This window comes from Robinsoniella sp. KNHs210, assembly GCF_000686105.1.
In the GTDB taxonomy this organism is placed as follows: Bacteria; Bacillota; Clostridia; order Lachnospirales; family Lachnospiraceae; genus Robinsoniella; species Robinsoniella peoriensis.
On the sequence record NZ_JMLZ01000002.1, the window covers coordinates 636,075 to 661,569 of the forward strand.

Below are 25,495 nucleotides of genomic sequence, written 5' to 3' on the forward strand. Positions count from 1 at the left end.
TCACAGGAGGAAAACATGGAACAGATATTTGCGTCGTTGAAAGAGCAGCAGGTAAGCGAAGGGCTGTTAGCGGATATAGAAAAGTTCCGGAAGAAATACCCGGCAGAAGAGAGATTTACAAACCGTATTGTAAAGCCGCAGATACCGTTTCTTGGAAAAGAAGTATTTGAAATGGCAGCAACAGCCCTTCTTCAGGGCGAAAATGTATTACTTTCCGGAACTAAGGCTACCGGAAAGAATGTCCTGGCTGAAAATCTGGCATATATATTTGGAAGGCCTTCCTATAATATATCGTTTAATGTGAATACAGACAGTTCCTCTTTGATCGGAACGGATACATTTAAAAATAACGAGGTTCAGCTGCGTACCGGTCCGGTATATGAATGTGCCGTAAATGGCGGCTTTGGAATTTTTGATGAAATTAACATGGCAAAAAATGATGCGGTATCCGTATTGCATGCAACCCTGGATTACCGGAGAATGATCGATATTCCGGGATATGAAAAAATCGAACTGCACGAAGCGGCTCGTTTTATAGGAACCATGAATTACGGATATGCAGGTACAAAGGAATTAAATGAAGCGTTGGTTTCCAGGTTTATGGTAATTGATATGCCTCCGGTTACAGAGGAAACGCTTCTGCAAATATTAATAGAACTTTTCCCGGATGCTAAAGGAACCGGGCTGAAGCAGCTGACAGGTGTATTTATGGATTTACAGGAGAAAGCTTCTAATAATGAGATTTCTACAAAACCGCTGGATCTTCGCGGATTGATTGGGGCGATCAAAACGATTCAGGCAGGACTTGCGCCGGAACTGGCTATACGCATGGGGATCATCAATAAGAGTTTTGATATATTTGAACGGGAACTCATTGAAGATATCGTAATGACGCGTATTCCGGAGGACTGGAGCAGTGCCAGTATATTTTGAAGATATAGTCACTGGCAGTATAACAGTTTTGAGGTAGACAGATGACAGATTTAGAACAGAATACAGATCCCCTTGAGGATGAAATAGAGATAGAAAACCGAATAAAGAATCTGATGTGGACAGTAAGCGGCGATTACCAGCTGGATGTAAAGCTGGATGTGGCTTCTTTTCGCAAGTCTAAATATATATCCCTTTATGATGCAATAAAGCAGGGAGCTTTTGCCCGCTTTTTTGACAAAGATCAGTTTGCGATGTATATTGTTAAGAAGGTATACTACGGTGCAGAAGAAGCCCAGCTTATGAATATTGCGCAGATCTGCGTTGATGCTGCATCTGTCAGAAAAGTATCAGCGGAACGGCCGGGAGTGCCTAGAATACGTAAAAAAGCGTTTGAAGCTATATTAGATTATGACTTTGGGAAAATGACCCAGTCTTTTATGGGCAGAGTAAAGATCTGTCTGATGCGCCAGGCGCTCACCGGTAATCTCACGGCGGAGAAGATGATTCTGGATACGGCAGAGACGGTAAGGCAGCTTGAAGAAGTACAGGATACCATGGAGATTATTAAAACGGTGGATCATCTTTATAACACTGTAGTAGACAAAAATTTTGTGAAAAAGCATGGGGACCTGGAACACGTTCTTGCGGTTACATTTGAGGATCTGAAAGAGTTTGACTGGAAAGACCTGTTAGAAGAAGACATGTATGAAGATTTGCTGGAACAGTACCTGGAGCAGGTGGGCAATCAGGTTACTTCCTTTGATGAAATGCAGGAAGAAGAGTCTTTGGAGCAGGAAAAGAAAAAAAGCGGTCAGCGTGTAATTATCCTGGATGAGAAAGCAGCTGCAAAAGTCTATGGGTATATTGAATTGACTTATGGCCGTTCATATTTAAATCCGCTGGAACAAAAGCGTATCAATCACCGATTGTGTACCGGAGCCCATGCAGACTGCAGCCTGTATTATACCGATGGTGTATTGGAAAATACAGTACGTGTAAATGCACAATATGTAAATGCCAAAAAGCAGGCGGATAAGAATCGTCTGGTCTATCATAACAGCAAAACGCTTTCCAGACGCAATATTGAAATTATGACAGATAATCTTAGACGTTCCCTGATGCTTCGCAATGAGATCGATTATGTAAAATCGGATTATGGTCAGATTGTTCCAAGCCGCCTGTGGAGGGTGGGCAGGGCAGATTCCGGGAAGCTCTTTACAAAAGCATGTAAGCAGAATTCTTCGGAATTTGTAGTGGATATTCTGATGGATGCCAGCGGATCCCAGAGGGACCGTCAGGGGCAGGTAGCACTTCAGTCGTTTATAATCAGTGAGGCGCTTAGTAACGTGGGGATTCCTCACCGGGTTATGAGTTTTTGCAGCTTCTGGGATTATACGGTAATGCAGCGTTTTCGTGAATATGACGAGAGCAGAAGTGCAAACCGTAAGATATTTGAGTATACCACGTCTTCGAATAACCGTGATGGTCTGGCAATCCGGGCGGCAGGTGATTCCCTGTATCAGCGGGAAGAAGAAAATAAAATTTTGATTGTATTAAGTGATGGCAGGCCGAATGATGTGATTGTAAACCGTCCAGGTAGTCGGAATCCCAAACCGTATCATGGGGATTATGCAGTGTCAGATACTGCTTTCGAGGTGCGAAAGCTTCGGAATATGGGAATATTTGTATTGGGAGTATTTGCAGGGAAAGAACATGACCTGGCAGCGGAGAAAAAGATTTTCGGGAAAGATTTTGCATATATCCGTGATATCAGCAGCTTTTCAAATGTCGTTTGCCTTTATTTAAAGAAGCTATTGGAATGGTAGTAGAAAGGAGTAGATGTTTATGAAAACTTCAAAAGTAATAAAAGCAGCAATTGCAGCAGGGATCGCAGCAGTAGGCGCAGGCTCCTATGCTTTCTGGAGAAGGGCAGTGCCCAGAGTGGAAAATCCACCCAGACATGCAACGGAAGAAGCGAAAGCGGGAACTCATTGGGAAACAACCCTGCCGTTTATACGCAACAGGCTGGCATGGCTGGATCAGCAAAAAACTGAGCCGGTCAGTATCACTTCCTTTGACGGACTTAAGTTAAAAGGTGTGCTGCTTCCGGCGAAAGAAGATTCAGAAAAAGTTGTGCTGGCAGTACATGGATATACCAGTTGTGGGGATAATGAGTATGCAGCCATGTCCTATTTCTTCCATGAAAACGGTTATCACGTTCTGTTGGTGGATGACAGAGCACATGGCGCCAGCGAAGGTAAATATGTGGGATATGGTTGTCTGGACCGGGAAGATGTTTACCGCTGGACACGTTTTCTGCATGACCGTTATAATGGAAAATGTTCTATTTACCTGCATGGAATATCAATGGGAGCGGCAGCTGTACTAATGGCCAGTTCCATAAGTCTTCCTCCTTCCGTAAAGGGAATTGTGGCGGACTGCGGATTCACATCCCCCTGGGAAGAATTTGCGTATCTTTTAAAGAATAAATATCATTGTCCGGTATATCCGGTTTTGCCGGTAGTGAATCTGATTAATAAATTTACAGCCGGGTATGGTTTTAAAGACTGTGATGCCAGAAAAGAAGTAGCGAATACAGACATTCCTGTATTCATTATTCATGGCGATAAGGATAGATTTGTTCCCGCCAGCATGGGCAGAGAAATCTACGATGCATGTGCGTCCAGAAAACAGATCTGGATTGTAAAAGGAGCCTCACATGCGGAAAGCTATTATATTGCAAGAAAAGAATATGAAGAAAGGGTTCTGGATTTCCTGAAAAGTCTTGGCTAGAGCAGTCTCTAGAGCGTAGGACATTGGTGAAATCAGAATTGGCAGAATGATAAAAATAACTCGTAAGAAACTATCAAAAATGCAGATTATTGCACTGGGATTCTTTCTTCTGATTATGGGTGGAACACTGCTTCTGATGCTTCCTGTTTCCAGTAGAAATGGGACCGTAACGCCGTTTTTAGACTGTATGTTTACAGCAACGAGTGCCTCCTGTGTCACAGGGCTTGTAGTGGTTGATACGTATACCCACTGGAGTCTCTTCGGCCAGATTGTCATTATTACAATGATACAGATTGGCGGGCTTGGGTTTATGACATTTGGAGTGCTTCTTGCAATGGCTTTGCACAGAAGGATTGGCCTTCGGGAAAGGGGCTTGATATCTGAGAGCCTCAATGCCATGCAGCTTGGCGGAGTGGTGGGATTCGTAAAAAAGATATTGATTGGGACCCTGATTATAGAAGGAACCGGGGCAATACTGCTTTCCATTCGATTTATTCCGGAATTCGGGCTGATTGAAGGAGTTGGAAACGGAATTTTTCATTCCATATCCGCCTTTTGTAATGCAGGATTTGACCTGATGGGGAAATATGAACCCTATGCTTCCCTGACGCAGTATTCCGGGGACTGGCTGGTAAACCTGACAATCATGTCTCTGGTTATTATTGGTGGAATTGGATTTTTGGTGTGGGATGATATTATCATTCATAAATGGCATTTTAAGAAATTTCATGTACATTCAAAAATTGTTATCATTACAACCGGTATTCTGGTATTTGGCGGAGCATTTCTGTTTGCCATCTTTGAGAGAAATAATTTATCAGCCCATATGGGGAATGGAGAAGCTTTTCTCACCGCGATGTTTGATTCAGTAACAGCTAGAACGGCTGGATTTAATACAACCGATACTGCGGCGCTGTCCCAGAGCAGTAAGCTTCTGACAACCATTTTGATGTTTATTGGCGGCAGCCCCGGTTCTACAGCGGGAGGTATCAAGACAACTACGGTTGTGGTATTTATCATGTACATGCGTGCATCCATGATGCGGACCAGAGGAATTAATATATTTAAGCGCCGGATAGATGATGAAGCCATTAAGAAGGCAAGTGCAGTTTTGTGTATTAACCTAATTCTTTCTTTGGGGGCAGTAATGCTGATTTGTACCATTCAGCCCCTGCAGCTTACGGATGTAATGTTCGAAGCCATGTCCGGTATCGGTACGGTAGGCATGACCACTGGGATTACCAGAGAGTTACTGCCGGTTTCAAGAATTGCAGTTATGATACTAATGTACTGCGGAAGATTAGGAAGTCTGTCATTTGCTCTTTCCTTTACAGAAAGAAAAAAGATATCTCCAATCGAGCTTCCTCAGGAAAAAATACTTGTAGGATAAGGAAGGAGCTTAAAGCTTGGAATTTAAAATCAATAATAAGAAAACTATTTTTATTGCAATCGCTTTTGCTATTGTGCTGTATTGGGGGTTGAATAATCATGACTTACTCTTTCGGGGGTTAAGTTATGTCATCGGCATTTGCTCACCAATCATTTTGGGTGGTGCGATCGCATTCGTGCTAAATGTGCCCCTTCGGTTTTTTGAGAAGTACCTGGGAAAAGTGATTAAAGATAAGCAAAATGTCCTTCGTTTTACCGGCATTATCCTTTCATATGCCCTTGCGATCGGAATTATCGTATTTGTTATTATGACTGTAATTCCGGAAATGGTAAACACAGTGAAGTCACTGAATCAGGGATTTCCGCAATTTATAGACCAGTTAGACGGCTGGCTTAAAGGTCTGGCGAAGAACTATCCGGATATTACGGACTATATCTCAAAATTAGAAGTGAATTGGCCGTCTATCGTAGAACGGGTGCTGGGAGTCTTGCAAAGCGGGGTTACAAATGTATTGTCTTCCACTCTTGGAGTGGCAACATCAGTGATCGGTGTGCTGACAACTATCATGCTGGGGGTCATTTTCTCTATTTACATTTTGGCACAAAAAGAAAAACTGGGTACCCAGTTCCGTAAAATTTTGTATGCTTATCTGCCTCAGGGCAGGGCGGACCGAATTACGGAAATCGGACATCTGACAAGCAGGACATTTACCGGGTTTATTTCGGGGCAGTGTATGGAAGCCTTGCTCTTTGGACTGCTCTGCTATATTGGAATGTTAATATTCAATTTTCCATATGCGATCAGTATTTCGGTACTGATTGGATTTACAACCTTAATTCCGGTGCTTGGAGCGTTTATCGGTACCGGACTGGGAGCGCTGCTGATTCTGGTAACCAACCCAATTAAAGCACTTTGGTTTGTTGTATTTATTATTGTACTTCAGCAGATAGATGAGCACTTTATGTATCCGAGAGTTGTTGGAAATTCCGTAGGGCTGCCAAGCCTCTGGGTTATGATTGCCGTAACTTTGGGCGGAAGCCTGATGGGACTTTTCGGAATGCTGGTCTTTGTACCACTGGTATCAGTCCTATATGCACTGTTCCGGGAGTCCGTATATGGAAGATTAAAAAAGAAAGCTGTTCCGGAAGCTAAGTACATTGAGTCTGTAGGAGAGAAAATTCAAAAATCAAAAAATCAGAAATGATGGATATAAAAAGATAATAAGTTTTAAGGAGGAAAAATCATGTCAGAAAAAGAATGCAGCAATTCAAGCTGTACCAAAGAAAGTTGCGAAGGGTGTCCAAGCAAGAATCCGAAAAGTTTTCTTGTGGAACCTAATATCTATACGGAGATCAAACATGTAATCGGAATCGTCAGCGGTAAGGGTGGAGTTGGTAAATCTATGGTTACCGCATCTCTTGCAAATAAGCTGACCGCTCAGGGGTACCGGGTAGGAATTCTGGATGCGGATATTACCGGTCCGTCTATTCCTAAAATGTATGGACTCCACGGTCCTGCACAGGGCGACGATCAGGGAATTTATCCGATGCTCGCTAAAAATGATATTAAAGTTATGTCTGTAAACCTTCTGCTTCCGGACGAGGAAGCTCCGGTAATCTGGAGAGGTCCGGTAATTTCTAATATGGTAAAACAGTTCTGGACGGACGTAATCTGGGGAGAACTGGATTATCTGCTTGTGGATATGCCTCCGGGAACAGGTGATGTCCCCCTTACGGTATTCCAGTCACTTCCGGTAGATGGAATTGTGATTGTATCTTCCCCGCAGGATTTAGTACGTATGATCGTAAAGAAAGCATACAGTATGGCGAAGAGCATGAACATCCGGGTGCTTGGAATCGTTGAAAACTACAGCTATTTAAAATGTCCGGATTGCGGCAAAGAGATTAAGATCTTTGGAGAAAGCCATATTGAAGACATTGCAAAAGAGCTGGACGTAGAACTGTTAGGCAAAATGCCGATCGATCCGGAATTCGCAAGAATGGCGGATGAAGGATGTTTTGAAGAGGCCGAAAATGAGTATATCAGTGATGCTGCAGAAGCATTGCGGAAAATTAAATAGTTATGATATTACATGCAGTGGCTTTTTCAGCACTGCATGTTTTGCATATCAGAGGGTAAACTACATACCATTTGCAGATATTGAAAATTTTGGAATAAAAACCACCTGAAATGAAATAATAAATTCAGAAAATACTTTGCATTTATGGAAATATATGTTATCATATGTGAACAGATGAACATATGTTATGGAAAGAGGAGGAGTATGGATGAAAATGAGTATTATGCAAATAAGTGGAGTTATTATTCTAATATGCTTTTATGGGGCATACTTTTCAAAAATGCTATTTCAGAGAAAAAAGGGAATAAAGACAAATCAGATGGGAAAAGGCAAAAAAGACTTTGTTACGCTTTTGGTGGAAAGAGTATTGGGTGTGTTGACGGTACTTATTGTTTTTTTTGAACTGGGCAGTATATTAAAAGGAACACACTGGTATTTTAATGAATTCATCCGTATTGCAGGCATTATTGCGGCAGCAGCAGGAGTAGTAATCTTTATCATTGCCATGTGGACTATGAGAGACAGCTGGCGTGCAGGGATACCGGATCAGGAAGATACCAGTATGATAACAGAAGGCATCTATAAATATAGCAGGAATCCTGCATTCTTAGGATTTGATCTGATGTATCTTGGAATCTTAACCGCATTTTTTAATCCTGTACTTTTGGCCGTGACGGTATGTACGATTCTGGTGCTTCATCTTCAGATCTTACAGGAAGAAAAATATCTTGAGATTGTGTTTGGCGAAGAGTATCTCGTCTATAAGCAGATAACGGGAAGATATTTTTGCTTTTTCTAAGGGTTCATCAACAAATAAAAAACGAATATATGTTCGAAAAAAACTTGCATCCCGGACAAACGTGTGCTACAATAGATACAAACAAATGTTCGGGGTGTGATTATATATGAAGATTCAGGAATCGATGAGTGTATATGACAAATTACAGATTTTATCGGATGCGGCGAAATATGATGTGGCCTGTACTTCCAGCGGTGTTGACCGCAAGGGAAATGGAAAAGGAATCGGCAATTGTATAGCCCCGGGAATCTGCCATAGTTTTTCAGCAGACGGCAGATGTATATCGCTGTTAAAGATTTTATTTACAAATGAATGCATATTTGACTGTAAGTACTGCATCAACCGAGCTTCCAATGATGTAGTGCGTACTTCCTTTACACCGGAAGAAGTATGTGAGCTGACAATGGAATTTTACCGCAGAAATTACATTGAAGGGTTATTCTTAAGTTCCGGGGTACTGCATAATCCAAATTATACTATGGAGCTTCTTTATCAGACTTTGTATAAGCTGCGAAATGAATATCATTTTCAGGGATATATCCATGTGAAAGCAATTCCGGGGTCCTCCCAGGATTTAATAGATAAGACCGGGTTTCTGGCAGACAGGATGAGTATTAATCTGGAACTCCCCACGTCAGAAGGTCTGAAGAAGCTGGCGCCTCATAAGTCCCGCAAAACAATTCTGGCACCTATGCGGCAGATTCAGAGCAGACGGGAAGAGAACCGATATGACGTGGCGGTATATCGAAGTGCACCAAAATTTGTGCCGGCAGGACAGAGTACCCAGATGATTATCGGAGCGACGCCGGAGAATGACTATGAGATCATCTCGGTAGCAGAGTCCCTGTATCAGAAGTTTGACTTAAAGCGTGTGTTTTATTCTGCATTTGTGCATGTGAATGAAGACTCAAATCTGCCCATGCTGCCGGGGGGACCGCCCCTTTTACGGGAACACCGGCTGTATCAGGCTGACTGGCTGCTGCGTTTTTACGGATTTCAGGCGGGAGAACTGCTATCAGAAAAACGGCCGAATTTTAACGTGCTGATTGATCCGAAATGTGACTGGGCATTGGGGCATCTGGAGAATTTTCCAATTGAAATTAACCGGGCAGATTATTTTACATTACTACGGGTACCCGGAATAGGAACAAAATCGGCAAGAAGAATAGTGCAGGCAAGAAGATTTGGGAATCTGAAGTTTGAGGATTTAAAGAAGATGGGAGTAGTACTCAAAAGAGCATTGTATTTTATTACCTGTCAGGGAAGAATGATGTATCCTGTTAAAATTGATGAAGATTATATTCTGCGCAATCTGTTGAGCGTTGGAGAAAAGCTTCCCTTTGAAGCAAACGGATATCGCCAGCTGAGCCTGTTTGATGATTATAACGTAGATGCAAATATGAATGCTTATGCACAAAAGCTGATTGTTCAGGCATAAGTAATTTAAGAACGCTCTATAGAAATCAGGAGGTAAGCATATGGAGAAGACAATATTCAGATGTGAAGACAGTACGGATGGTATCTTTACCGGAGTGTACGATGCTTGGGCCAGCAGGCTGGGGCACGGCAATGTGGCACTGCAGACAGGAACGGATGTTAATTATGAACTTTTTGCAAGGTATGTGGATGTTCCGGTGGATCATGAGAAAGCATTTAAGGTAGCCAGAACAATACGGGAAAAGATGGTGGAAGAAGATTATGAGGCGCTTTATCAGGCCACCCTGTCCAAAGAGAATGACAAAGCAGATGCAATTTACCGCATGATTGTGCTGGGGCTTAGCGGTAATTACCGGGGACCGGTGATACAGAACCTGGGAAACCCTCATGTATGTAAAGTATTTGAGTTATCCCGAAGCGTGGGGAATGAAGCACATCACTATCTGGGGTTTATACGGTTTAAGGAACTTCAAAATAAAATACTCAGTTCTGTAATCGAGCCTGAAAATAAAATTATTCCTATAATCGGAGATCATTTTGCCAATCGTTTTCCCAATGAAAATTTTTTGTTATTTGATAAAACTAATCAGATGCTTATGGTGCATGAGATTGGAAAAGAGTGGGTAGTGGTTTCCGGCGAAGTGAACGACCCGGAGGATTTATACCGGGCATCGGAAAGGGAGCTGGAGTTTCAAAAGCTTTGGAAAGGATTCTGTAACAGTATTGGTATCAAAGAACGTCAGAATCAGCAGCTGCAACGTAAACTTGTACCATTAAAGCGAAGAAAATACATGCTGGAATTTTAATTTTAATATGTAAAATTTTGGAAGATATTCATAGATAATTTGCTGGTGTTGTAGGTAATCATCAGAGTTGGAAACGAAATAGAATAGTTATAATTCATAGATTGAAAAATTCTTTTCTAATATAATTGGATAAAATGACGGAGCGAAATCGATACCATAAAAAGATCACAAAAATGCAGTGTTGACAAATTCTTTTTGACATGACATAATATGGCAACAAATAAATTAGTCAAACATGGTTAAGTGAGGTGAAAAGTATGTCAGAAAGGAAAATTAAGCTTTCCGAAATCAATGAAGTAAAGGAATTTGTATCAACTGCAGGTAAATGTGATTTTGATATCGATGTATTCTATAACAGAGTTGTCATTGACGCCAAATCTATATTAGGTGTGCTAAGCTTAGACCTGACACGTGTACTTACTGTAAAATACGGCGGAGAAGATATGCAGTTCGAGAATGTATTAAGTAAGTATTGCGCATCTTAGAGCGGGTTTGAATATTCATTTCCGCCATCTGCACGCCCCACTTCGGGGGGATTTACCCCGAAAAGCCGTTTCACATCATATGGAAAAGCAAGCGCATAATCTTGGATAGAGGTTATGCGCTTTTTGTGCTATAATGAGAACCATATACGAACATACTATCGTTAGTACTGTTTTAAGAACGATTTTCAGGAATCGGTTGGAAGAGGAGACAGGGAATTGGATGTAATACGGATTTCAGTGCGTAATCTGGTAGAATTCATTTTGCGCAGCGGTGATATAGATAATCGAAGAGGGGCGATGGCGGATAAAGAAGCTATGCAGCTTGGCAGTAAGCTGCACCGGAAAATCCAGGGTCAGATGGGGGCGGCATATAAGGCAGAGGTGCCGCTGAAACATTTGGTGGAGTTTGAAAATTTTGCAATCAGTATTGAGGGAAGGGCAGACGGAATACAGGTAGATGAATCAGGGGTCATGATTGATGAGATCAAAGGTGTTTACCGGGATCTGGAGTTTTTGAATGAACCGGTGGGGGTTCATCTGGCACAGGCAATGTGTTATGCCTATATTTATGCCAATGAAGAGAAGCTGGAAAATATAGGAGTACAGATGACCTATTGTAATCTGGATACAGAGGTGATAAAGCGGTTTTACCAGGAATACAGATTTGAAGATCTGCAGGAATGGTTTCAAAAACTGGTGGCGGAGTATCAGAAATGGGCGGTTTTTCAAAAGGAATGGAGACAGACACGGACAGATTCTATCAGGGAGATCGCATTTCCCTTTGAATACAGAGATGGGCAGAAAGGATTGGCTGGTGCTGTTTACCGCACGATCCAAAGAAAAAAGAAATTATTTATTCAGGCTTCGACCGGGGTTGGCAAGACGATTTCAACGGTATTCCCTGCAGTGAAGGCGGTGGGGGAAGGATTAGGAGATAAGATATTTTATCTGACTGCAAAAACCATTACCAGAACAGTAGCGGCAGAAGCCTTTGAACTTTTAAAAGAGCAGGGACTTCAGTACAAAGTGATTATCTTAACGGCAAAAGAGAAAATATGCCCTTGTGAAGAGACTCTTTGTAATCCTCAGGACTGCCCCTATGCAAAGGGCCACTATGACAGGATCAACGATGCCGTCTATGAACTTCTGAATGAAAAAAGCCGGTTTTTTCGGGAGGATATTTTGGAGCAGGCAGAAAAATGGATGGTATGTCCCTTTGAATTATCATTGGATTTATCCGTATGGGTAGATGCCATTATCTGCGATTATAATTATGTATTCGATCCCAGAGCCAGTCTGAAGCGCTTTTTTGGGGAGGGGATGCAGGGAGATTATCTGTTTCTGATAGATGAGGCCCACAACCTGGTGGAACGTGGGAGGCAGATGTTCAGTGCAAGCCTGTATAAAGAAGAGCTTCTGGAGGTTAAAAGAGCCGTTAAGCCATACAGCAGGAAACTGGAACGCCAATTGGAAAAATGTAATAAGATTATGCTGGAAATGAAAAGGGAGTGCCAGAATTATGAAGTTTTAGAAAATGTAGGTCCTCTTGTCATTGCATTAATGAATTTGTGTGCTGAAATTGAAAAATTCCTGGAGGAATCGGAACAACCCAGTGTAAAAGAAATCATTACAAATCTTTATTTTGAAGCAAGGGCATTTTTGGATACCCATGAGCGGTTGGATGAAAATTATGTCATATATTCAGAAATGGAAGAGGATGGACGCTTCAAGGTAAAACTTTTTTGTATAGATACGTCAAAAAATATCCAGGAATGTCTGGATAAAGGAAATAGTACCATATACTTTTCGGCAACGCTGCTTCCCGTAAAATATTATATGGAGCTGTTAAGTGAAGCAGAAGACGACTATACAATCTATGCAGAATCATCCTTCGATCCCGGTAAAAAAAAGGTATTAATCGGTACGGATATCAGCAGTAAATATACCAGAAGAAGTTTTGGCGAATATCAGAAAATGGCATGGTATATTAAAAAAACCATAGAGGGACAGAAAGGGAACTATCTGGTGTTCTTTCCGTCGTATAAGCTGATGACAGAAGTAGAGGAAATCTTTCGGGAAGAGATGGGAGAAGATGTGATTTGCATATGCCAGAGCAGCAATATGAAAGAAGAGGAACGGGAAGAATTTCTGCAGGAATTTGAGCGTGAGCAGAAGAACAGTCTGGTAGGGTTTTGCGTAATGGGCGGGATCTTTTCCGAAGGGATTGATCTGAAAAGAGACCGTTTGATTGGAGCACTGATCATTGGTACCGGATTACCGCAGATTTGCAATGAACGGGAAATTCTGAAAAATTATTATGATAAACGGAATATGGATGGATTTTCTTATGCATATCTGTATCCGGGAATGAATAAAGTATTGCAGTCAGCGGGCAGGGTAATCAGGACAGATGATGACCAGGGGGTGATCATGCTGTTAGATGAACGGTTTATGCAGAGGCAGTACCAGTATCTGTTCCCAAGGGAGTGGGATAACTATGAGACTTGCCGACTGGATAATCTGGAGGGGAAGCTGGAGGCGTTTTGGCAGGAAAGAAATGCCCCGTAAATTTTAACGAAAAACCCTCCTTGCCATAACTACCACCAGGTGGTAGAATAAAAAAGAAGTTAAACCTAAGAAATAATCACAAAAGCATGGAGGAACCTATGAGCAACGTTAGAAGAGTGTACGTGGAGAAGAAGCCGGCATATGCAGTGCAGGCAAAAGAATTAAGACATGAGATTCACAGTTATTTAGGAATCAGTTCATTAACAGGTGTTCGTGTATTGATTCGTTATGATGTGGAGAATATCTCCGACGAAGTTTATAAAGCTGCCTGCAATACGGTATTTTCCGAACCGCCGGTAGATACCTTATATGAAGAGAGTTTTGATATAGCAGATGGGGCAAAAGTGTTTTCGGTAGAATTCCTTCCGGGACAATTTGACCAGAGGGCAGATTCCGCAGTACAGTGTGTAAAGTTCCTGAATGAGGATGAAGAACCGATTATCCGTTCAGCTACTACCTACGTATTGGAAGGAAGCATTAACGAGGAAGAATTCGAAGCAATCAAATCCTATTGTATCAATCCTGTAGATTCCAGAGAAACTGACATGGTAAAGCCACAGACTCTGGTAACGAAGTTTGATGAGCCTGCAGATGTGAAAATATTTGACGGATTCACCATAATGGACGAAGAAAAGTTAGAAGAGCTTTATGGTTCTTTAAATCTGGCTATGACATTTAAGGATTTCAAACATATCCAGAATTATTTCAAGGGTGAAGAAAAAAGAGATCCTTCCATGACAGAGATCCGTGTACTGGATACATACTGGTCCGATCACTGCCGCCATACTACTTTCTCAACGGAATTAAAAGATGTAGTATTTGGAGAAGGTTATTATAAAGATCCGATCGTTGGAACTTATCAGCAGTATTTAAAGGATAGAGAAGAAATCTTTAAAGGAAGAGACGATAAATTTGTCTGCCTGATGGATCTTGCTCTGATGGCGATGCGCAAGCTGAAAAAAGAAGGAAAACTGGAGGATCAGGAAGAATCAGATGAAATCAATGCCTGCAGTATTGTTGTGCCGGTAGAAATCGACGGTGTGACAGAAGAATGGCTGATCAACTTTAAAAATGAAACACATAACCATCCGACTGAAATCGAACCATTTGGCGGTGCGGCAACCTGCCTTGGCGGAGCGATCCGTGATCCTCTCTCCGGACGTACTTATGTGTATCAGGCAATGCGTGTAACAGGAGCGGCTGATCCTACGGTGTCTGTTAAAGAGACTTTAAAGGGAAAACTTTCCCAGAAGAAGATTGTAAGAAGCGCAGCACACGGCTACAGTTCCTATGGGAATCAGATCGGACTTGCAACGGGACTGGTAAAAGAAGTTTATCATCCGAATTACGTTGCTAAGAGAATGGAAATCGGTGCAGTCCTGGGGGCAGCTCCAAGAAAAGCCGTTATCCGTGAGACATCTGATCCGGGTGATATTATTATCCTGCTGGGCGGACGTACCGGACGTGACGGCTGCGGCGGTGCAACCGGATCATCCAAGGTACATACGGAGGAATCCATTGAAACCTGCGGTGCAGAGGTACAAAAAGGAAATCCACCAACGGAACGTAAAATCCAGCGTCTGTTCCGCCGTGGAGAAGTAAGTAAGTTAATTAAAAAATGTAATGACTTTGGTGCAGGCGGAGTATCCGTTGCAATCGGAGAATTAGCGGATGGACTTCATATTTACCTGGATAAAGTCCCGAAAAAATATGCAGGTCTGGATGGAACAGAAATTGCGATTTCAGAGTCACAGGAGAGAATGGCAGTTGTAGTGGATCCAAAAGACGCAGAGCAGTTCCTGGCTTATGCAGTTGAAGAAAACCTGGAAGCAATCGAAGTGGCAGTCGTAACGGAAGCGAAGAGACTGGTTATGATCTGGAGAGAAAAAGAGATCGTTAATATTTCCAGAGCATTCTTAGATACCAACGGTGCTCATCAGGAAACCAGTGTCTCGGTAGATATCCCATCCGAGCAGGATAAATTCTTTGTAAGAGAAGAAGTAGGGGATGTCAGGGAAAAATGGCTGGATACGCTGAAAGATTTAAATACGTGTTCCCAGAAGGGACTTGTTGAAATGTTCGACGGTTCCATCGGAGCAGGCTCTGTATTTATGCCATTTGGAGGAAAATATCAGCTGACAGAAACCCAGGCTATGGTAGCGAAGCTTCCGGTATTAAAAGGAAAGACAGATACCGTAACCATGATGAGCTATGGATTTGATCCGTACTTATCAAGCTGGAGTCCATATCACGGTGCTGTATATGCAGTTCTGGAATCTGTTGCAAAAATAGTGGCAGCAGGCGGGGATTACAGCAAAATCCGTTTTACATTCCAGGAATATTTCAGACGTATGACAGAAGATCCTTCCCGTTGGAGCCAGCCGTTTGCAGCACTTTTAGGTGCATACAGCGCACAGCTTGGATTTGGACTTCCATCCATCGGCGGAAAAGACAGTATGTCCGGTTCCTTTAATGAAATTGACGTACCGCCTACCTTAGTATCTTTTGCAGTAGACGTTGCCAGTGACAAACACATAATCACACCGGAACTTAAAAGAGCCGGAAGTAAGCTGGTATTGTTAAAGATAGAGACAGATCAATATGATCTGCCTGATTATACACAGATCATGGATCAGTATGGCAGGTTCTTTGAAGATGTAAAAGCTGGAAAGATTATTTCCGCATATACACTGGATGCCAAAGGACTGGCTGCAGCAGTAAGTAAAATGGCATTTGGAAACCATATGGGAGTAAGAATAGAGCATAATGTAGACAAGAGAGATCTGTTTGCAGCAGGATTTGGTAATATTGTGGCAGAAGTACCGGATGGTAAAGTAGGAGAACTTTCCATTTCCTATACCGTAATCGGTGAAGTACTGGATACTCCGGTATTTGAATATGCAGATACCAGGATCACTTTGGAGGAAGCTTTGGAAAGCTGGACCGGAACATTGGAAAAAGTATTTAAGTCTGTACCGGATTCTGAAGAATCAGATGTTCCATCTACGATAAGTGTAACATCCGCAGTTGAAGATGCAGTGATCGAAAATGGTCTGTTTCATGGGAAAAATGTCTATACATGTAAAAATAAAGTGGCGAAACCAACGGTATTTATACCTGTATTCCCAGGAACCAACTGTGAATATGACAGCACGAAGGCATTTGAACGTGCCGGAGCAGACGTCATTGTAAAAGTCTTCAAAAACTTAAGTGCTGCTGATATTCGTGATTCTGTTGATATCTTTGAAAAAGCAATTAACAGCTCCCAAATGATTATGTTCCCGGGTGGATTCTCTGCAGGTGATGAACCGGACGGATCTGCAAAATTCTTTGCTACCGCATTCCAGAATGCGAAAATCAAAGAAGCAGTTATGAAATTATTAAATGAGAGAGACGGTCTGGCACTTGGTATCTGTAACGGATTCCAGGCTCTGATTAAACTGGGGCTGGTACCAAACGGAGAAATTACAGGACAGACTGCCGATTCGCCGACATTGACTTTCAATACCATTGGACGCCATATTTCCAAAATGGTATATACAAAAGTAGTTTCCGATAAATCTCCCTGGCTTGCACAGGCGGAACTTGGAAAGACCTATGTAAACCCGGCTTCTCACGGGGAAGGAAGATTTGTAGCAAATGAAGAATGGCTGCAGAAACTATTTGCCAATGGACAGGTAGCCACTCAGTATGTAAATGCTGACGGAGAACTGAGCGCAGATGGCGAATGGAACGTAAATGGTTCTTATTGCTGCATCGAAGGTATTACAAGCCCGGATGGCCGTGTATTTGGTAAAATGGCACATTCAGAAAGACGTGATGCTTCTGTGGCAATTAATATTTACGGAGAACAGGATCTGAAAATCTTTGAATCCGGTGTAGCTTATTTTAAATAAAAAATAGAGGCAGGTATTCCGCTTTTTCGCGGGATGCCTGTTTTTTTAGGCCCAAACGACCCAGATTACCTTGTCGAATCCTGTATAAAACAGCAACGAAACGTGGCACTTAAGATTCAGAATGTTTCTTGTGGAATAAGAAAAAGCAATAATTGACACAACTTATTGCAAAAAATTAAAACATATTGCAATTTGTCGAAAAATGGGATATATTGTCACTGCACCATCATAGGACTAAGAGGGGCAGTAAAAGTGAGAAATGGAGTATATGAAAATTTGCTGATATGAAGGAGGGCAATCTAATGCCACGTATAGTGAGGGATACGCACGTCTATTATTCAAATCTAAAATGGAAAAATCAAAAAAATGTATTTGCAGATGAAATTGACAAGAAAAAGTTTCTGGATATTGTCGCCTTAGTCCGGCGAAAAATAGAATTCCGGATTTTTGCATATTGTATCACTGATACAGAAGTACATATGGTGATCAGTACGCACAATAGCAGGGTGAATACAAAAGTGCTGAAAGAAGTAACCAGAGAGTTTTCCCGTTATTATAATCAAAATGCAGATCACCGGCTTCAGAAGCGGATCTGCGGATATTATGAAAGCGAGGAAATCGAAGGCTGGGTGAATGTATTTAAATATTGTGGTAAGATACATTTGATTCCGGTTGTCTGTCATACTGTAAAAAATCTGGGAGATTACTGGTGGTGCAGTTACAATGACTACATTGGCAGATATAAAACCGGAATTATTGATACAGAAGTTTGGATGAATTATCTGGATGCAGATCAGGAAACAGCCTTGTATAAATTCAAAGGCTATCACCGAAGGGAATACAGGCAGATTTAATTCCTATATATATAATAACGAAAAAAAGGAATTACTATAATGCTATTTTGGAAAAATTAAAGAAAAATTAAGGTTTCTCATTGCCGATAGTTGTGCTACAATAAAGTAAGAAAATGGCAAGGAGGACAGGCTATGAACTTGAGTGAGAATATAACCGGAGTTCAGCATCTGGGGATACCGGTAGTAAATTTAAAAGAGGCTGTTGCCTGGTATGAAGAGAATCTGGGATTTAAAAAATTTCATGAAAAAATAGTAATGAATCCCTATAAAATTGATGTCGCTTTTCTGCAGCTGGGTGATCTGGTTTTGGAGTTATTTCAGCCTTCCGGCAGCGAATTGGCTGAAGTGGCTAAAAGAAAAGACGGCATTTTAGACCATTATGCAATTGATACACCGGATTTAGAAAAATGTGTGGAACTGGCTTTAAAAAAAGGATTGAAATATCATGCATCTACCAGTAACGGGATTACCTGTTATGAGCATCTTGGCACGAAGGGGGTGAGAGGGGCAAATTTTGTCGGACCGAATCACGAAGTTGTGGAATTCTGCCACGATAACAGTGCGGAATATGGCTGTAAATCCGGATTACAGGGCTGGGCACATCTTGCAGTTAAAGTAAGAAGCCTGAAGGATTCCATTGTATTTTATGAAAAGCTTGGCTTCCGTAAGACGGGAGAAGGGTATCTGGATACACCGGATGGAAGAATAGAGATTGCTTTTGTTTATCTCAAAGGTTTTACTCTGGAATTAATACAGATGGCAGGAGCAGGTCTGGAAGAATTAAAAACCAGAGGGGCAGGCCATATTGATCACATTGCCCTGGATGTATATGATATTGATGAAGCTTTTTATGAAGCGAAGAAGATCGGGCTTCACAGCCTGGATTATCTGGTAAAAGAACTTCCGTTTTTCGAGTTTGGAGTCAAGTTTTTTACGGTAGTTGGTCCTGACGGAGAAAAAGTAGAATTTAATCAAAAAAAGTGCTTGACATTTTCAAGGATTTAATAGTATAATGACTAAGCGGTTTGGTAATCAGGCCGCTGACCATGGGATCTTAGCTCAGCTGGGAGAGCATCTGCCTTACAAGCAGAGGGTCACAGGTTCGAGCCCTGTAGGTCCCATGTCTTTTAATTAAATATGGCGGAATAGCTCAGTTGGCTAGAGCACACGGTTCATACCCGTGGTGTCGAGAGTTCAAATCTCCCTTCCGCTACACAAGCATAATGATATTTCGTTATGCTTTTTTTGTGTCAAATTATGACACAATTCTTAAGAAGAATTAAGAAACGTCAGAAAACTTTCACTTTTATTTAATAAAAATAGCAGGAATTCTAATTTTGGATGTGGTAAGATACCCCCTGTAACGAAACAGAGGTGCAAATGCATCTCGTCAATATGAGGAGGATATAACTATGAAGAAAAAAGTATTAGGTTTAATGGCAGTTATGGCATTAGCAGGAGCATTAGCAGTAGGTTGTGGAAGTTCTGATAAAGGAACAACAGAAGCTGCGACAACAGAAGCAGCTACAACAGCTGTAACAACTGAAGCAACAACAACAGAAGCTGCAACAACAGAAGCAGCTATAACAGAGGCTACAACAACAGAAGCAGCTACAACAGAAGCAGCTACAACTGAAGCAGCTCAATAATTTAAACATAGAAGGCTCCCTGGTCCTTGGATCGGGGAGTTTTTTCGTTTCTAAAGAAATGAAAATTCTCAATATATAGATATGCCTTTGACATTTCTCTTATTCATGACTTATAATGATTCTGTAACTCGCAAAATCCGTCTGTATGAAAGTCTATTCAGGCGGGTATGAATATAGGTAAGATTTAAGATAACTTAACTGGTCTAAGCTGAATTCTCAGCAAAGGTTAATCGCATAATTTTTTTTACAAGCCAATAAAATGGAGGTTGATATGAGAGTTGGAATGGGATATGATGTACACAAGTTAACGCCGGACAGGGATTTGATTCTGGGCGGTGTTTTGATACCTTATGAAAAAGGGCTGTTGGGACATTCAGACGCAGATGTCGTGGTACATGCCATCATGGATGCCTTGTTAGGTGCAGCGGCACTTGGTGATATTGGAAAGCATTTTCCGGACACAGATCCAGCGTATAAAGGAATATCCAGTATTACATTATTAAAGCATGTGTCAGAACTTCTGGAAGAAAATAACTATATGATCGAAAATATTGATGCTACGATTATAGCACAGAGACCAAAGCTTCTGCCCTATATGCCTCAGATGGTAAAAAATATTGCAGATGCTTTAGGATTAGAAGAGAATCAGGTGAATGTGAAAGCCACAACAGAAGAAGGACTGGGATTTACAGGAGCGGGAGAGGGGATTAGTTCCCAGGCAGTATGCCTGTTGATTCCCATGTTTGATCTGGCAGCAGATGACAGAATGGCAGGCGGGGCGTGTCAGGGCTGCGGCGGCTGTTGTAAATAGTGCAGGAGGAAACGCAATTATGAGTTCACGGGATGTTTACCGGTTAGAGGATAAGGATTATGGCAAGACCAGAAAGCTGTGGGAAGAAATTTTCCCGGATGATACAAAGGAATTTCTGGATTATTATTATGAATACTGTACCAGGGATAATCTGATTTACGGAATTGTGGATGATGATTGGAAATTGCTTTCTATGGCACAATTTAATCCCTATGCCGTGCATCTTGGTGAAACAACTGTGGACACCCATTATATAGTGGCGGTTGCTACCAGACCGGAATCCAGACACCAGGGGCTGATGAAGAGCATTTTGCAAAGGGCATTGAGCGACGGATATGAGAGAAATGAGGCATTTATGTTCTTAATGCCTGCAGCAGAGGCGATTTACAAACCCTTTGATTTTGAAACGATATATGAACAGAAAAGCATGATTGTCCGTAAAGAGGATAGTTCCCCGGGGCATATGGAGATTGAGATTCAGGTACAGGAGGCAGAAAAGGAGGATCTTTGCCAGCTTGCTGATCTTTCTGAAAAATTATTAAGAGAGCGTTATCAAGTATATACGGTCCGGACAGCGGCATATATGAACCGTCTGCTTAAGGAGCAGGAAAGTGAACGTGGCGGGATTCTTATTTTTTTGGCAGAAGGAAAACCGGTTGGTTATTGCTTTAGTGCATTGGAAGAAACTCCGCAGATACGGGAGCTGATTTGTACGGCTGAGTATGAAAAAGAAGTAATTTCAGCCCTTTTTTCCTATTATAATGAAAAGGGTGTATTTGATAATGCCCGGGATGAATCCATAACAGTTACTGCTTTTCGTGAAGGGCTCTATTCTAATGCTGTCAAAACTGCATCATTGATCATGGCGAGGATTGTCCATCTGGAATCTTTTGCTTCCAGCCTGAGAAGCAGGGAACCGGTATCTTTTACCATAAAGGTAGAAGACCGGATGCTTCCTGGCAATAATGGAATCTTCCGGTTCGATTTGAGTGAGAATGGAGGATGTGCATGCCGTATCACAGACTGCAGAGCGGAAGATGTGGATGCGGTCCTGTCTGTTGGAGCACTGACGAAATTATTTTTTGGTGCTAAAGGTTTGATAGAAGAGGATCGCCTGCCGCTTTCTAAGATAGAGTTATTTAATAAAATATTTCTGGATGAAATAGTTTAGCGGAAAAGGCTGCGGGGATATTGACAAATGGAAGATTTTTGCATAGACTAATGGCATTGGGTATTAGAGATAAATCCTATGACTGAACAGCCATCAGATTTTATAGAACGGAGAGAATAGAATATGAAAGTATACAATACTTTAACAAAGAAAAAAGAAGAATTTGTGCCTTTGGTACCGGGTAAGGTAAGCATGTATGTCTGCGGACCAACCGTATATAATTTTATTCACATTGGTAATGCCAGGCCGATGATTGTTTTTGATACGGTCAGACGTTATATGGAACATAAGGGATATGAAGTAAATTATGTATCCAACTTCACGGATGTAGATGATAAGATCATTGCGAAAGCAATCGAAGAAGGAGTGTCAGCCCAGGAGATATCGGAGCGCTATATTGCAGAATGTAAAAAAGATATGGCTGCTATGAATGTATTGCCGGCTACAACTCATCCCCTTGCTACAATGGAAATCGGCGGAATGATTGAAATGATCTCCACCCTGATTGAAAAAGGGTTTGCTTATGACGTGAACGGAACCGTTTATTTCAGAACCAGAAAGTTTGATGAATATGGTAAGCTTTCTCATAAGAACCTGGATGACTTACGTGCTGGAAACCGTTCCCTGTTAGTATCGGGAGAAGACCAGAAGGAAGATCCGCTGGATTTTGTACTCTGGAAACCAAAAAAAGAAGGAGAGCCGGCATGGGAATCTCCGTGGAGTGCAGGACGTCCGGGATGGCATATTGAGTGTTCGGTGATGTCTAAAAAATATCTGGGCGAAGAGATTGATATTCATGCAGGCGGAGAGGATCTGGTATTCCCTCACCATGAAAATGAAATTGCACAAAGTGAATGCTGCAATGGAAAAGACTTTGCAAAATACTGGCTGCACAATGCCTTTTTAAATATTGACAACCGCAAAATGTCCAAGTCTCTTGGGAATTTCTTTACAGTGCGTGAAATTGGCGAAAAGTATGACTTACAGGTACTGCGTTTCTTTATGCTCAGTGCCCACTACAGAAGTCCGCTCAACTTCAGTGCAGACCTTATGGAAGCTTCCAAAACAAGCCTGGAACGTATTATAACTGCCGTGGATAACCTGAAATTTCTGGATGGAAATGCAGAGGATAAAGAATTGTCACTGGAAGAAAAAGAGAGCCTGACCCAGGCGGCTGCATTTGAAACTAAGTTTGATGAAGCTATGGATGATGATTTCAATACTGCAGATGCAATCTCTGCGATTTTCGAAATGGTGAAGTATGTAAATACAAATATTTCCGGAGAAAATTCAAAATCATTTATTCAGACAGTTTTGGATAAAATGGTAAACTTATGCGATGTACTGGGAATCATAGTTGATAAAAAAGAAGAAATTCTGGCAGAGGACATTGAAAAAATGATCGAAGACCGCCAGGCGGCTAGAAAAGCAAAGGATTTCAAAAAAGCAGATGAAATCCGTGATGCTCTGCTTGCAAAAGGCATTGTTCTGGAAGATACCAGAGAGGGTGTAAAATGGAAAAAGGCGTAGATTCATTCTCTGATTATTTAAAAGAGCAGTTTAGGCTGGATGATCTGGATATGAAGACGTATTCTCCGCTGACACTGGCATATATCGGAGACAGTATATATGACCTGGTAATCCGCACGCTGGTGGTCTGCCAGGGGAATTGTCCCGCAAATAAACTTCACAAGAACGCAAGTGCACTTGTGAAGGCATCTGCCCAGGCTGAAATGATAGAGAAGATTATGCCTCTTTTGACAGATGAGGAAAAGCAGATTTACAAAAGAGGGCGTAATGCCAAATCTTATACGATGGCAAAAAATGCTACAATGCTCGATTATAGAAAAGCAACAGGATTTGAGGCACTAATGGGATATCTGTATTTGGAAAACCAGATGCATCGTATGATTGATCTGGTAAAAGAGGGTATTAGGAGTCTGGAAAATGTGGATAGTAATGTCCGAAATAAAATAAATGTGGATAAGGCAGCTGATGCTATTGCAGAAGATGATATGACAGAGGCAGCCGTAAAGGAGAATACCAATGAGATATGAGGAATTGACAATAGAAGGCAGAAATGCTGTAATAGAGGCATTTCGTGCCGGAAAGCCGATTGACAAGCTGTTTGTTCTGGATGGCTGTCAGGATGGTCCGGTTCGTACCATCGTAAGAGAAGCAAAAAAGCATGATACCATTATTAACTATGTGGATAAGGAAAGGCTTGATCAGATCTCAGAAACCGGCAAGCACCAGGGGGTTATTGCCTATGCAGCAGCTTATGAATATGCTGAAGTGGAAGATATTTTGAAGATTGCAGAAGAAAAGGGCGAACCTCCATTTCTTATATTGCTGGATAATATTGAAGATCCACATAACCTGGGAGCTATTATACGTACAGCTAATCTGGCAGGGGCTCATGGCATTATCATTCCGAAACGCCGTGCAGTAGGCCTTACGGCAACTGTTGCTAAGACTTCTGCTGGAGCTATTAACTATACACCGGTAGCCAAAGTCACAAATCTTGCGAAAACAATAGAAGAGTTAAAGGAAAAAGGTCTTTGGTTTGTCTGTGCAGATATGGACGGTGAAGTGATGTATAAGCAGGATTTAAAAGGAGCGATCGGATTGGTGATAGGCAGTGAAGGCGAAGGTGTCAGCCGCCTGGTAAAAGAGAAATGCGACTTTACTGCATCGATTCCCATGAAAGGGGATATCGACTCGCTGAACGCTTCCGTAGCTGCCGGTGTACTGGCTTATGAGATTGTAAGACAGCGGATGTAAACAAATATCAGGTGGAGGCGGGAAATGGTGTCCTACGACGGATATACCGACGAAGAATTAATCGTAAAGCTCAGGGATGGAAATCCCGGGATTACGGACTACATTATGGAAAAGTATAAATATCTGGTGCGTAAAGAAGCAAGGGCACTGTACTTAATCGGCGGAGATAAGGACGATCTGATCCAGGAGGGGATGATTGGCCTGTTTAAAGCTGTCAGGGATTACCGGGAAGACAGGGATGCCTCTTTTTATCATTTTGCAAAACTCTGCATCGGACGGCAGCTCTATCATGCAATTGAAGCTTCCAACAGGAAGAAGCATACCCCGTTAAACTCTTATGTTTCACTGTATTCAGGAACCCTTGAAGCAGGAGAAGAATCCCTGCCGCTGGAGGAAATTCTGTTTACCCAGGAGAGTAATCCGGAAGAACTGCTGATTCATCAGGAAAATAAAAAGCAGATAGAGGAGAAGCTGGAAGCATCCTTAAGCGCATTTGAAAAGAAAGTGCTGGACTGCTATTTACAGGGGAAAGACTATGTAGAAATAGGTGAACTTCTGGATAAGCCGCCCAAGTCTGTTGATAATGCACTGCAGAGAATCCGTAAAAAAATACGTTGACAAGCCGGTAGGATGCTGATATAGTGTAATACGCAATTGAATAAGACAGTTCGTGACCATCCTGTCTATAAATAAAACTAGTACGGTATAAGGTAAATAACAGAGAATAGAGTGACTGATATCCATATCAGAAGCGTTCCTGCAAGGCGACGGCGTAGTGTATCCTGCGATTAGCTTTGCAGGCTGCGGTATGGATAACGGGTGCTATATTTCTTTTATTTATGCAGTGCTGTACAGGGAAAATGATTATCGGAAAAAGCCGCAGTGAGGGTTTTTACCGGTACTGTTGATGGCGCTTAATTATAAGCGTCTTTTTTTATTTTCCTTATAACATCATAGCAGTGTGTAATTTTAAAACACGCTCTAGTACTACATCCTTCGCCTTGCAGTCTGACAAAATATTCATCACTGTCACTATCAT

The 25,495-nt window shown here is 41.8% G+C and carries 20 protein-coding genes, 2 tRNA genes and 1 pseudogene; all 23 read left to right on the plus strand.

Annotation, left to right across the window (positions count from 1 at the left end; genetic code table 11):
- The first annotated feature begins 15 nt into the window (after nucleotides 1-15).
- Nucleotides 16-933, plus strand: a complete 918-nt coding sequence (locus CD03_RS0109615; RefSeq protein ID WP_027293447.1) for an AAA family ATPase — start codon at nucleotides 16-18, stop codon at nucleotides 931-933.
- A 41-nt stretch (nucleotides 934-974) separates the two neighbouring features.
- On the plus strand, nucleotides 975-2,759 hold the full coding sequence (locus CD03_RS0109620; protein ID WP_027293448.1) for a hypothetical protein: 1,785 nt from the start codon (nucleotides 975-977) through the stop codon (nucleotides 2,757-2,759).
- Between the two features lie 19 nt (nucleotides 2,760-2,778).
- Nucleotides 2,779-3,726: an alpha/beta hydrolase gene (locus CD03_RS0109625; RefSeq protein WP_027293449.1), complete on the plus strand. Its 948-nt coding sequence runs from the start codon at nucleotides 2,779-2,781 to the stop codon at nucleotides 3,724-3,726.
- 79 nt (nucleotides 3,727-3,805) lie between these two features.
- The gene (locus tag CD03_RS0109630) at nucleotides 3,806-5,116 is read left to right on the plus strand and encodes a TrkH family potassium uptake protein (protein ID WP_242849074.1); all 1,311 of its coding nucleotides are present in this window, start codon (nucleotides 3,806-3,808) and stop codon (nucleotides 5,114-5,116) included.
- 16 nt (nucleotides 5,117-5,132) lie between these two features.
- Nucleotides 5,133-6,320, plus strand: a complete 1,188-nt coding sequence (locus tag CD03_RS33060) for an AI-2E family transporter (protein ID WP_044289273.1) — start codon at nucleotides 5,133-5,135, stop codon at nucleotides 6,318-6,320.
- A gap of 39 nt (nucleotides 6,321-6,359) precedes the next feature.
- Nucleotides 6,360-7,196, plus strand: coding sequence for an Mrp/NBP35 family ATP-binding protein (locus CD03_RS0109640; RefSeq protein ID WP_027293451.1), 837 nt, complete (start codon nucleotides 6,360-6,362; stop codon nucleotides 7,194-7,196).
- 208 nt (nucleotides 7,197-7,404) lie between these two features.
- The gene (locus CD03_RS0109650) at nucleotides 7,405-7,995 is read left to right on the plus strand and encodes a methyltransferase family protein (RefSeq protein WP_242849075.1); all 591 of its coding nucleotides are present in this window, start codon (nucleotides 7,405-7,407) and stop codon (nucleotides 7,993-7,995) included.
- Nucleotides 7,996-8,101: 106 nt separating this feature from the next.
- Entirely contained in the window at nucleotides 8,102-9,433 is a 1,332-nt protein-coding gene (locus CD03_RS33065; protein ID WP_044289274.1) for a putative DNA modification/repair radical SAM protein, read from the plus strand.
- Nucleotides 9,434-9,473: 40 nt separating this feature from the next.
- Complete coding sequence (locus CD03_RS0109660; RefSeq protein WP_027293453.1) at nucleotides 9,474-10,238, plus strand: TIGR03915 family putative DNA repair protein; 765 nt, start codon at nucleotides 9,474-9,476, stop codon at nucleotides 10,236-10,238.
- A gap of 257 nt (nucleotides 10,239-10,495) precedes the next feature.
- Nucleotides 10,496-10,723 carry an HPr family phosphocarrier protein gene (locus CD03_RS0109665; RefSeq protein ID WP_027293454.1) on the plus strand — a complete coding sequence of 76 codons (228 nt, stop codon included), beginning with the start codon at nucleotides 10,496-10,498 and terminating at the stop codon, nucleotides 10,721-10,723.
- A gap of 216 nt (nucleotides 10,724-10,939) precedes the next feature.
- Nucleotides 10,940-13,291, plus strand: coding sequence for an ATP-dependent DNA helicase (locus CD03_RS0109670; protein ID WP_027293455.1), 2,352 nt, complete (start codon nucleotides 10,940-10,942; stop codon nucleotides 13,289-13,291).
- Nucleotides 13,292-13,389: 98 nt separating this feature from the next.
- Nucleotides 13,390-17,187 carry a phosphoribosylformylglycinamidine synthase gene (locus CD03_RS0109675; RefSeq protein ID WP_027293456.1) on the plus strand — a complete coding sequence of 1,266 codons (3,798 nt, stop codon included), beginning with the start codon at nucleotides 13,390-13,392 and terminating at the stop codon, nucleotides 17,185-17,187.
- 302 nt (nucleotides 17,188-17,489) lie between these two features.
- Complete coding sequence (locus CD03_RS35940) at nucleotides 17,490-18,041, plus strand: transposase (protein ID WP_027293457.1); 552 nt, start codon at nucleotides 17,490-17,492, stop codon at nucleotides 18,039-18,041.
- Nucleotides 18,042-18,173: 132 nt separating this feature from the next.
- On the plus strand, nucleotides 18,174-19,046 hold the full coding sequence (locus CD03_RS35945) for a VOC family protein (protein ID WP_052377749.1): 873 nt from the start codon (nucleotides 18,174-18,176) through the stop codon (nucleotides 19,044-19,046).
- Nucleotides 19,047-19,089: 43 nt separating this feature from the next.
- Nucleotides 19,090-19,162: transfer RNA gene (locus tag CD03_RS0109690), tRNA-Val, on the plus strand.
- 18 nt (nucleotides 19,163-19,180) lie between these two features.
- A tRNA-Met gene (locus tag CD03_RS0109695) sits at nucleotides 19,181-19,254 on the plus strand.
- 199 nt (nucleotides 19,255-19,453) lie between these two features.
- Entirely contained in the window at nucleotides 19,454-19,690 is a 237-nt protein-coding gene (locus tag CD03_RS0109700) for a hypothetical protein (RefSeq protein WP_027293458.1), read from the plus strand.
- 271 nt (nucleotides 19,691-19,961) lie between these two features.
- Nucleotides 19,962-20,501: a 2-C-methyl-D-erythritol 2,4-cyclodiphosphate synthase gene (gene ispF, locus CD03_RS0109705; RefSeq protein WP_027293459.1), complete on the plus strand. Its 540-nt coding sequence runs from the start codon at nucleotides 19,962-19,964 to the stop codon at nucleotides 20,499-20,501.
- Entirely contained in the window at nucleotides 20,449-21,672 is a 1,224-nt protein-coding gene (locus tag CD03_RS0109710; protein WP_081820208.1) for a GNAT family N-acetyltransferase, read from the plus strand. The genes ispF and CD03_RS0109710 overlap by 53 nt, the downstream gene beginning before the upstream one ends.
- 123 nt (nucleotides 21,673-21,795) lie before the next feature.
- Entirely contained in the window at nucleotides 21,796-23,202 is a 1,407-nt protein-coding gene (cysS, locus tag CD03_RS0109715; RefSeq protein WP_027293461.1) for a cysteine--tRNA ligase, read from the plus strand.
- A pseudogene (locus tag CD03_RS33080) lies at nucleotides 23,187-23,612 on the plus strand (Mini-ribonuclease 3); the annotation flags it as partial. The gene cysS and the pseudogene CD03_RS33080, both read left to right, overlap by 16 nt.
- A 106-nt stretch (nucleotides 23,613-23,718) precedes the next feature.
- On the plus strand, nucleotides 23,719-24,456 hold the full coding sequence (gene rlmB / locus CD03_RS0109725) for a 23S rRNA (guanosine(2251)-2'-O)-methyltransferase RlmB (protein ID WP_027293462.1): 738 nt from the start codon (nucleotides 23,719-23,721) through the stop codon (nucleotides 24,454-24,456).
- Nucleotides 24,457-24,480: 24 nt separating this feature from the next.
- A complete protein-coding gene (gene sigH / locus CD03_RS0109730) occupies nucleotides 24,481-25,074 on the plus strand; it encodes an RNA polymerase sporulation sigma factor SigH (RefSeq protein ID WP_027293463.1) in 594 nt (197 codons plus the stop codon).
- Nucleotides 25,075-25,495: the final 421 nt, after the last annotated feature.

Coding starts and splice junctions, on each gene's coding strand:
- CD03_RS0109615 (WP_027293447.1), top strand. CDS start 16: ATGGAACAGATATTTGCGTCGTTGAAAGAGCAGCAGGTAAGCGAAGGG.
- CD03_RS0109620 (WP_027293448.1), top strand. CDS start 975: ATGACAGATTTAGAACAGAATACAGATCCCCTTGAGGATGAAATAGAG.
- CD03_RS0109625 (WP_027293449.1), top strand. CDS start 2,779: ATGAAAACTTCAAAAGTAATAAAAGCAGCAATTGCAGCAGGGATCGCA.
- CD03_RS0109630 (WP_242849074.1), top strand. CDS start 3,806: ATGCAGATTATTGCACTGGGATTCTTTCTTCTGATTATGGGTGGAACA.
- CD03_RS0109640 (WP_027293451.1), top strand. CDS start 6,360: ATGTCAGAAAAAGAATGCAGCAATTCAAGCTGTACCAAAGAAAGTTGC.
- CD03_RS0109650 (WP_242849075.1), top strand. CDS start 7,405: ATGAAAATGAGTATTATGCAAATAAGTGGAGTTATTATTCTAATATGC.
- CD03_RS33065 (WP_044289274.1), top strand. CDS start 8,102: ATGAAGATTCAGGAATCGATGAGTGTATATGACAAATTACAGATTTTA.
- CD03_RS0109660 (WP_027293453.1), top strand. CDS start 9,474: ATGGAGAAGACAATATTCAGATGTGAAGACAGTACGGATGGTATCTTT.
- CD03_RS0109665 (WP_027293454.1), top strand. CDS start 10,496: ATGTCAGAAAGGAAAATTAAGCTTTCCGAAATCAATGAAGTAAAGGAA.
- CD03_RS0109675 (WP_027293456.1), top strand. CDS start 13,390: ATGAGCAACGTTAGAAGAGTGTACGTGGAGAAGAAGCCGGCATATGCA.
- CD03_RS35940 (WP_027293457.1), top strand. CDS start 17,490: ATGCCACGTATAGTGAGGGATACGCACGTCTATTATTCAAATCTAAAA.
- CD03_RS35945 (WP_052377749.1), top strand. CDS start 18,174: ATGAACTTGAGTGAGAATATAACCGGAGTTCAGCATCTGGGGATACCG.
- CD03_RS0109700 (WP_027293458.1), top strand. CDS start 19,454: ATGAAGAAAAAAGTATTAGGTTTAATGGCAGTTATGGCATTAGCAGGA.
- ispF (WP_027293459.1), top strand. CDS start 19,962: ATGAGAGTTGGAATGGGATATGATGTACACAAGTTAACGCCGGACAGG.
- CD03_RS0109710 (WP_081820208.1), top strand. CDS start 20,449: ATGACAGAATGGCAGGCGGGGCGTGTCAGGGCTGCGGCGGCTGTTGTA.
- cysS (WP_027293461.1), top strand. CDS start 21,796: ATGAAAGTATACAATACTTTAACAAAGAAAAAAGAAGAATTTGTGCCT.
- rlmB (WP_027293462.1), top strand. CDS start 23,719: ATGAGATATGAGGAATTGACAATAGAAGGCAGAAATGCTGTAATAGAG.
- sigH (WP_027293463.1), top strand. CDS start 24,481: ATGGTGTCCTACGACGGATATACCGACGAAGAATTAATCGTAAAGCTC.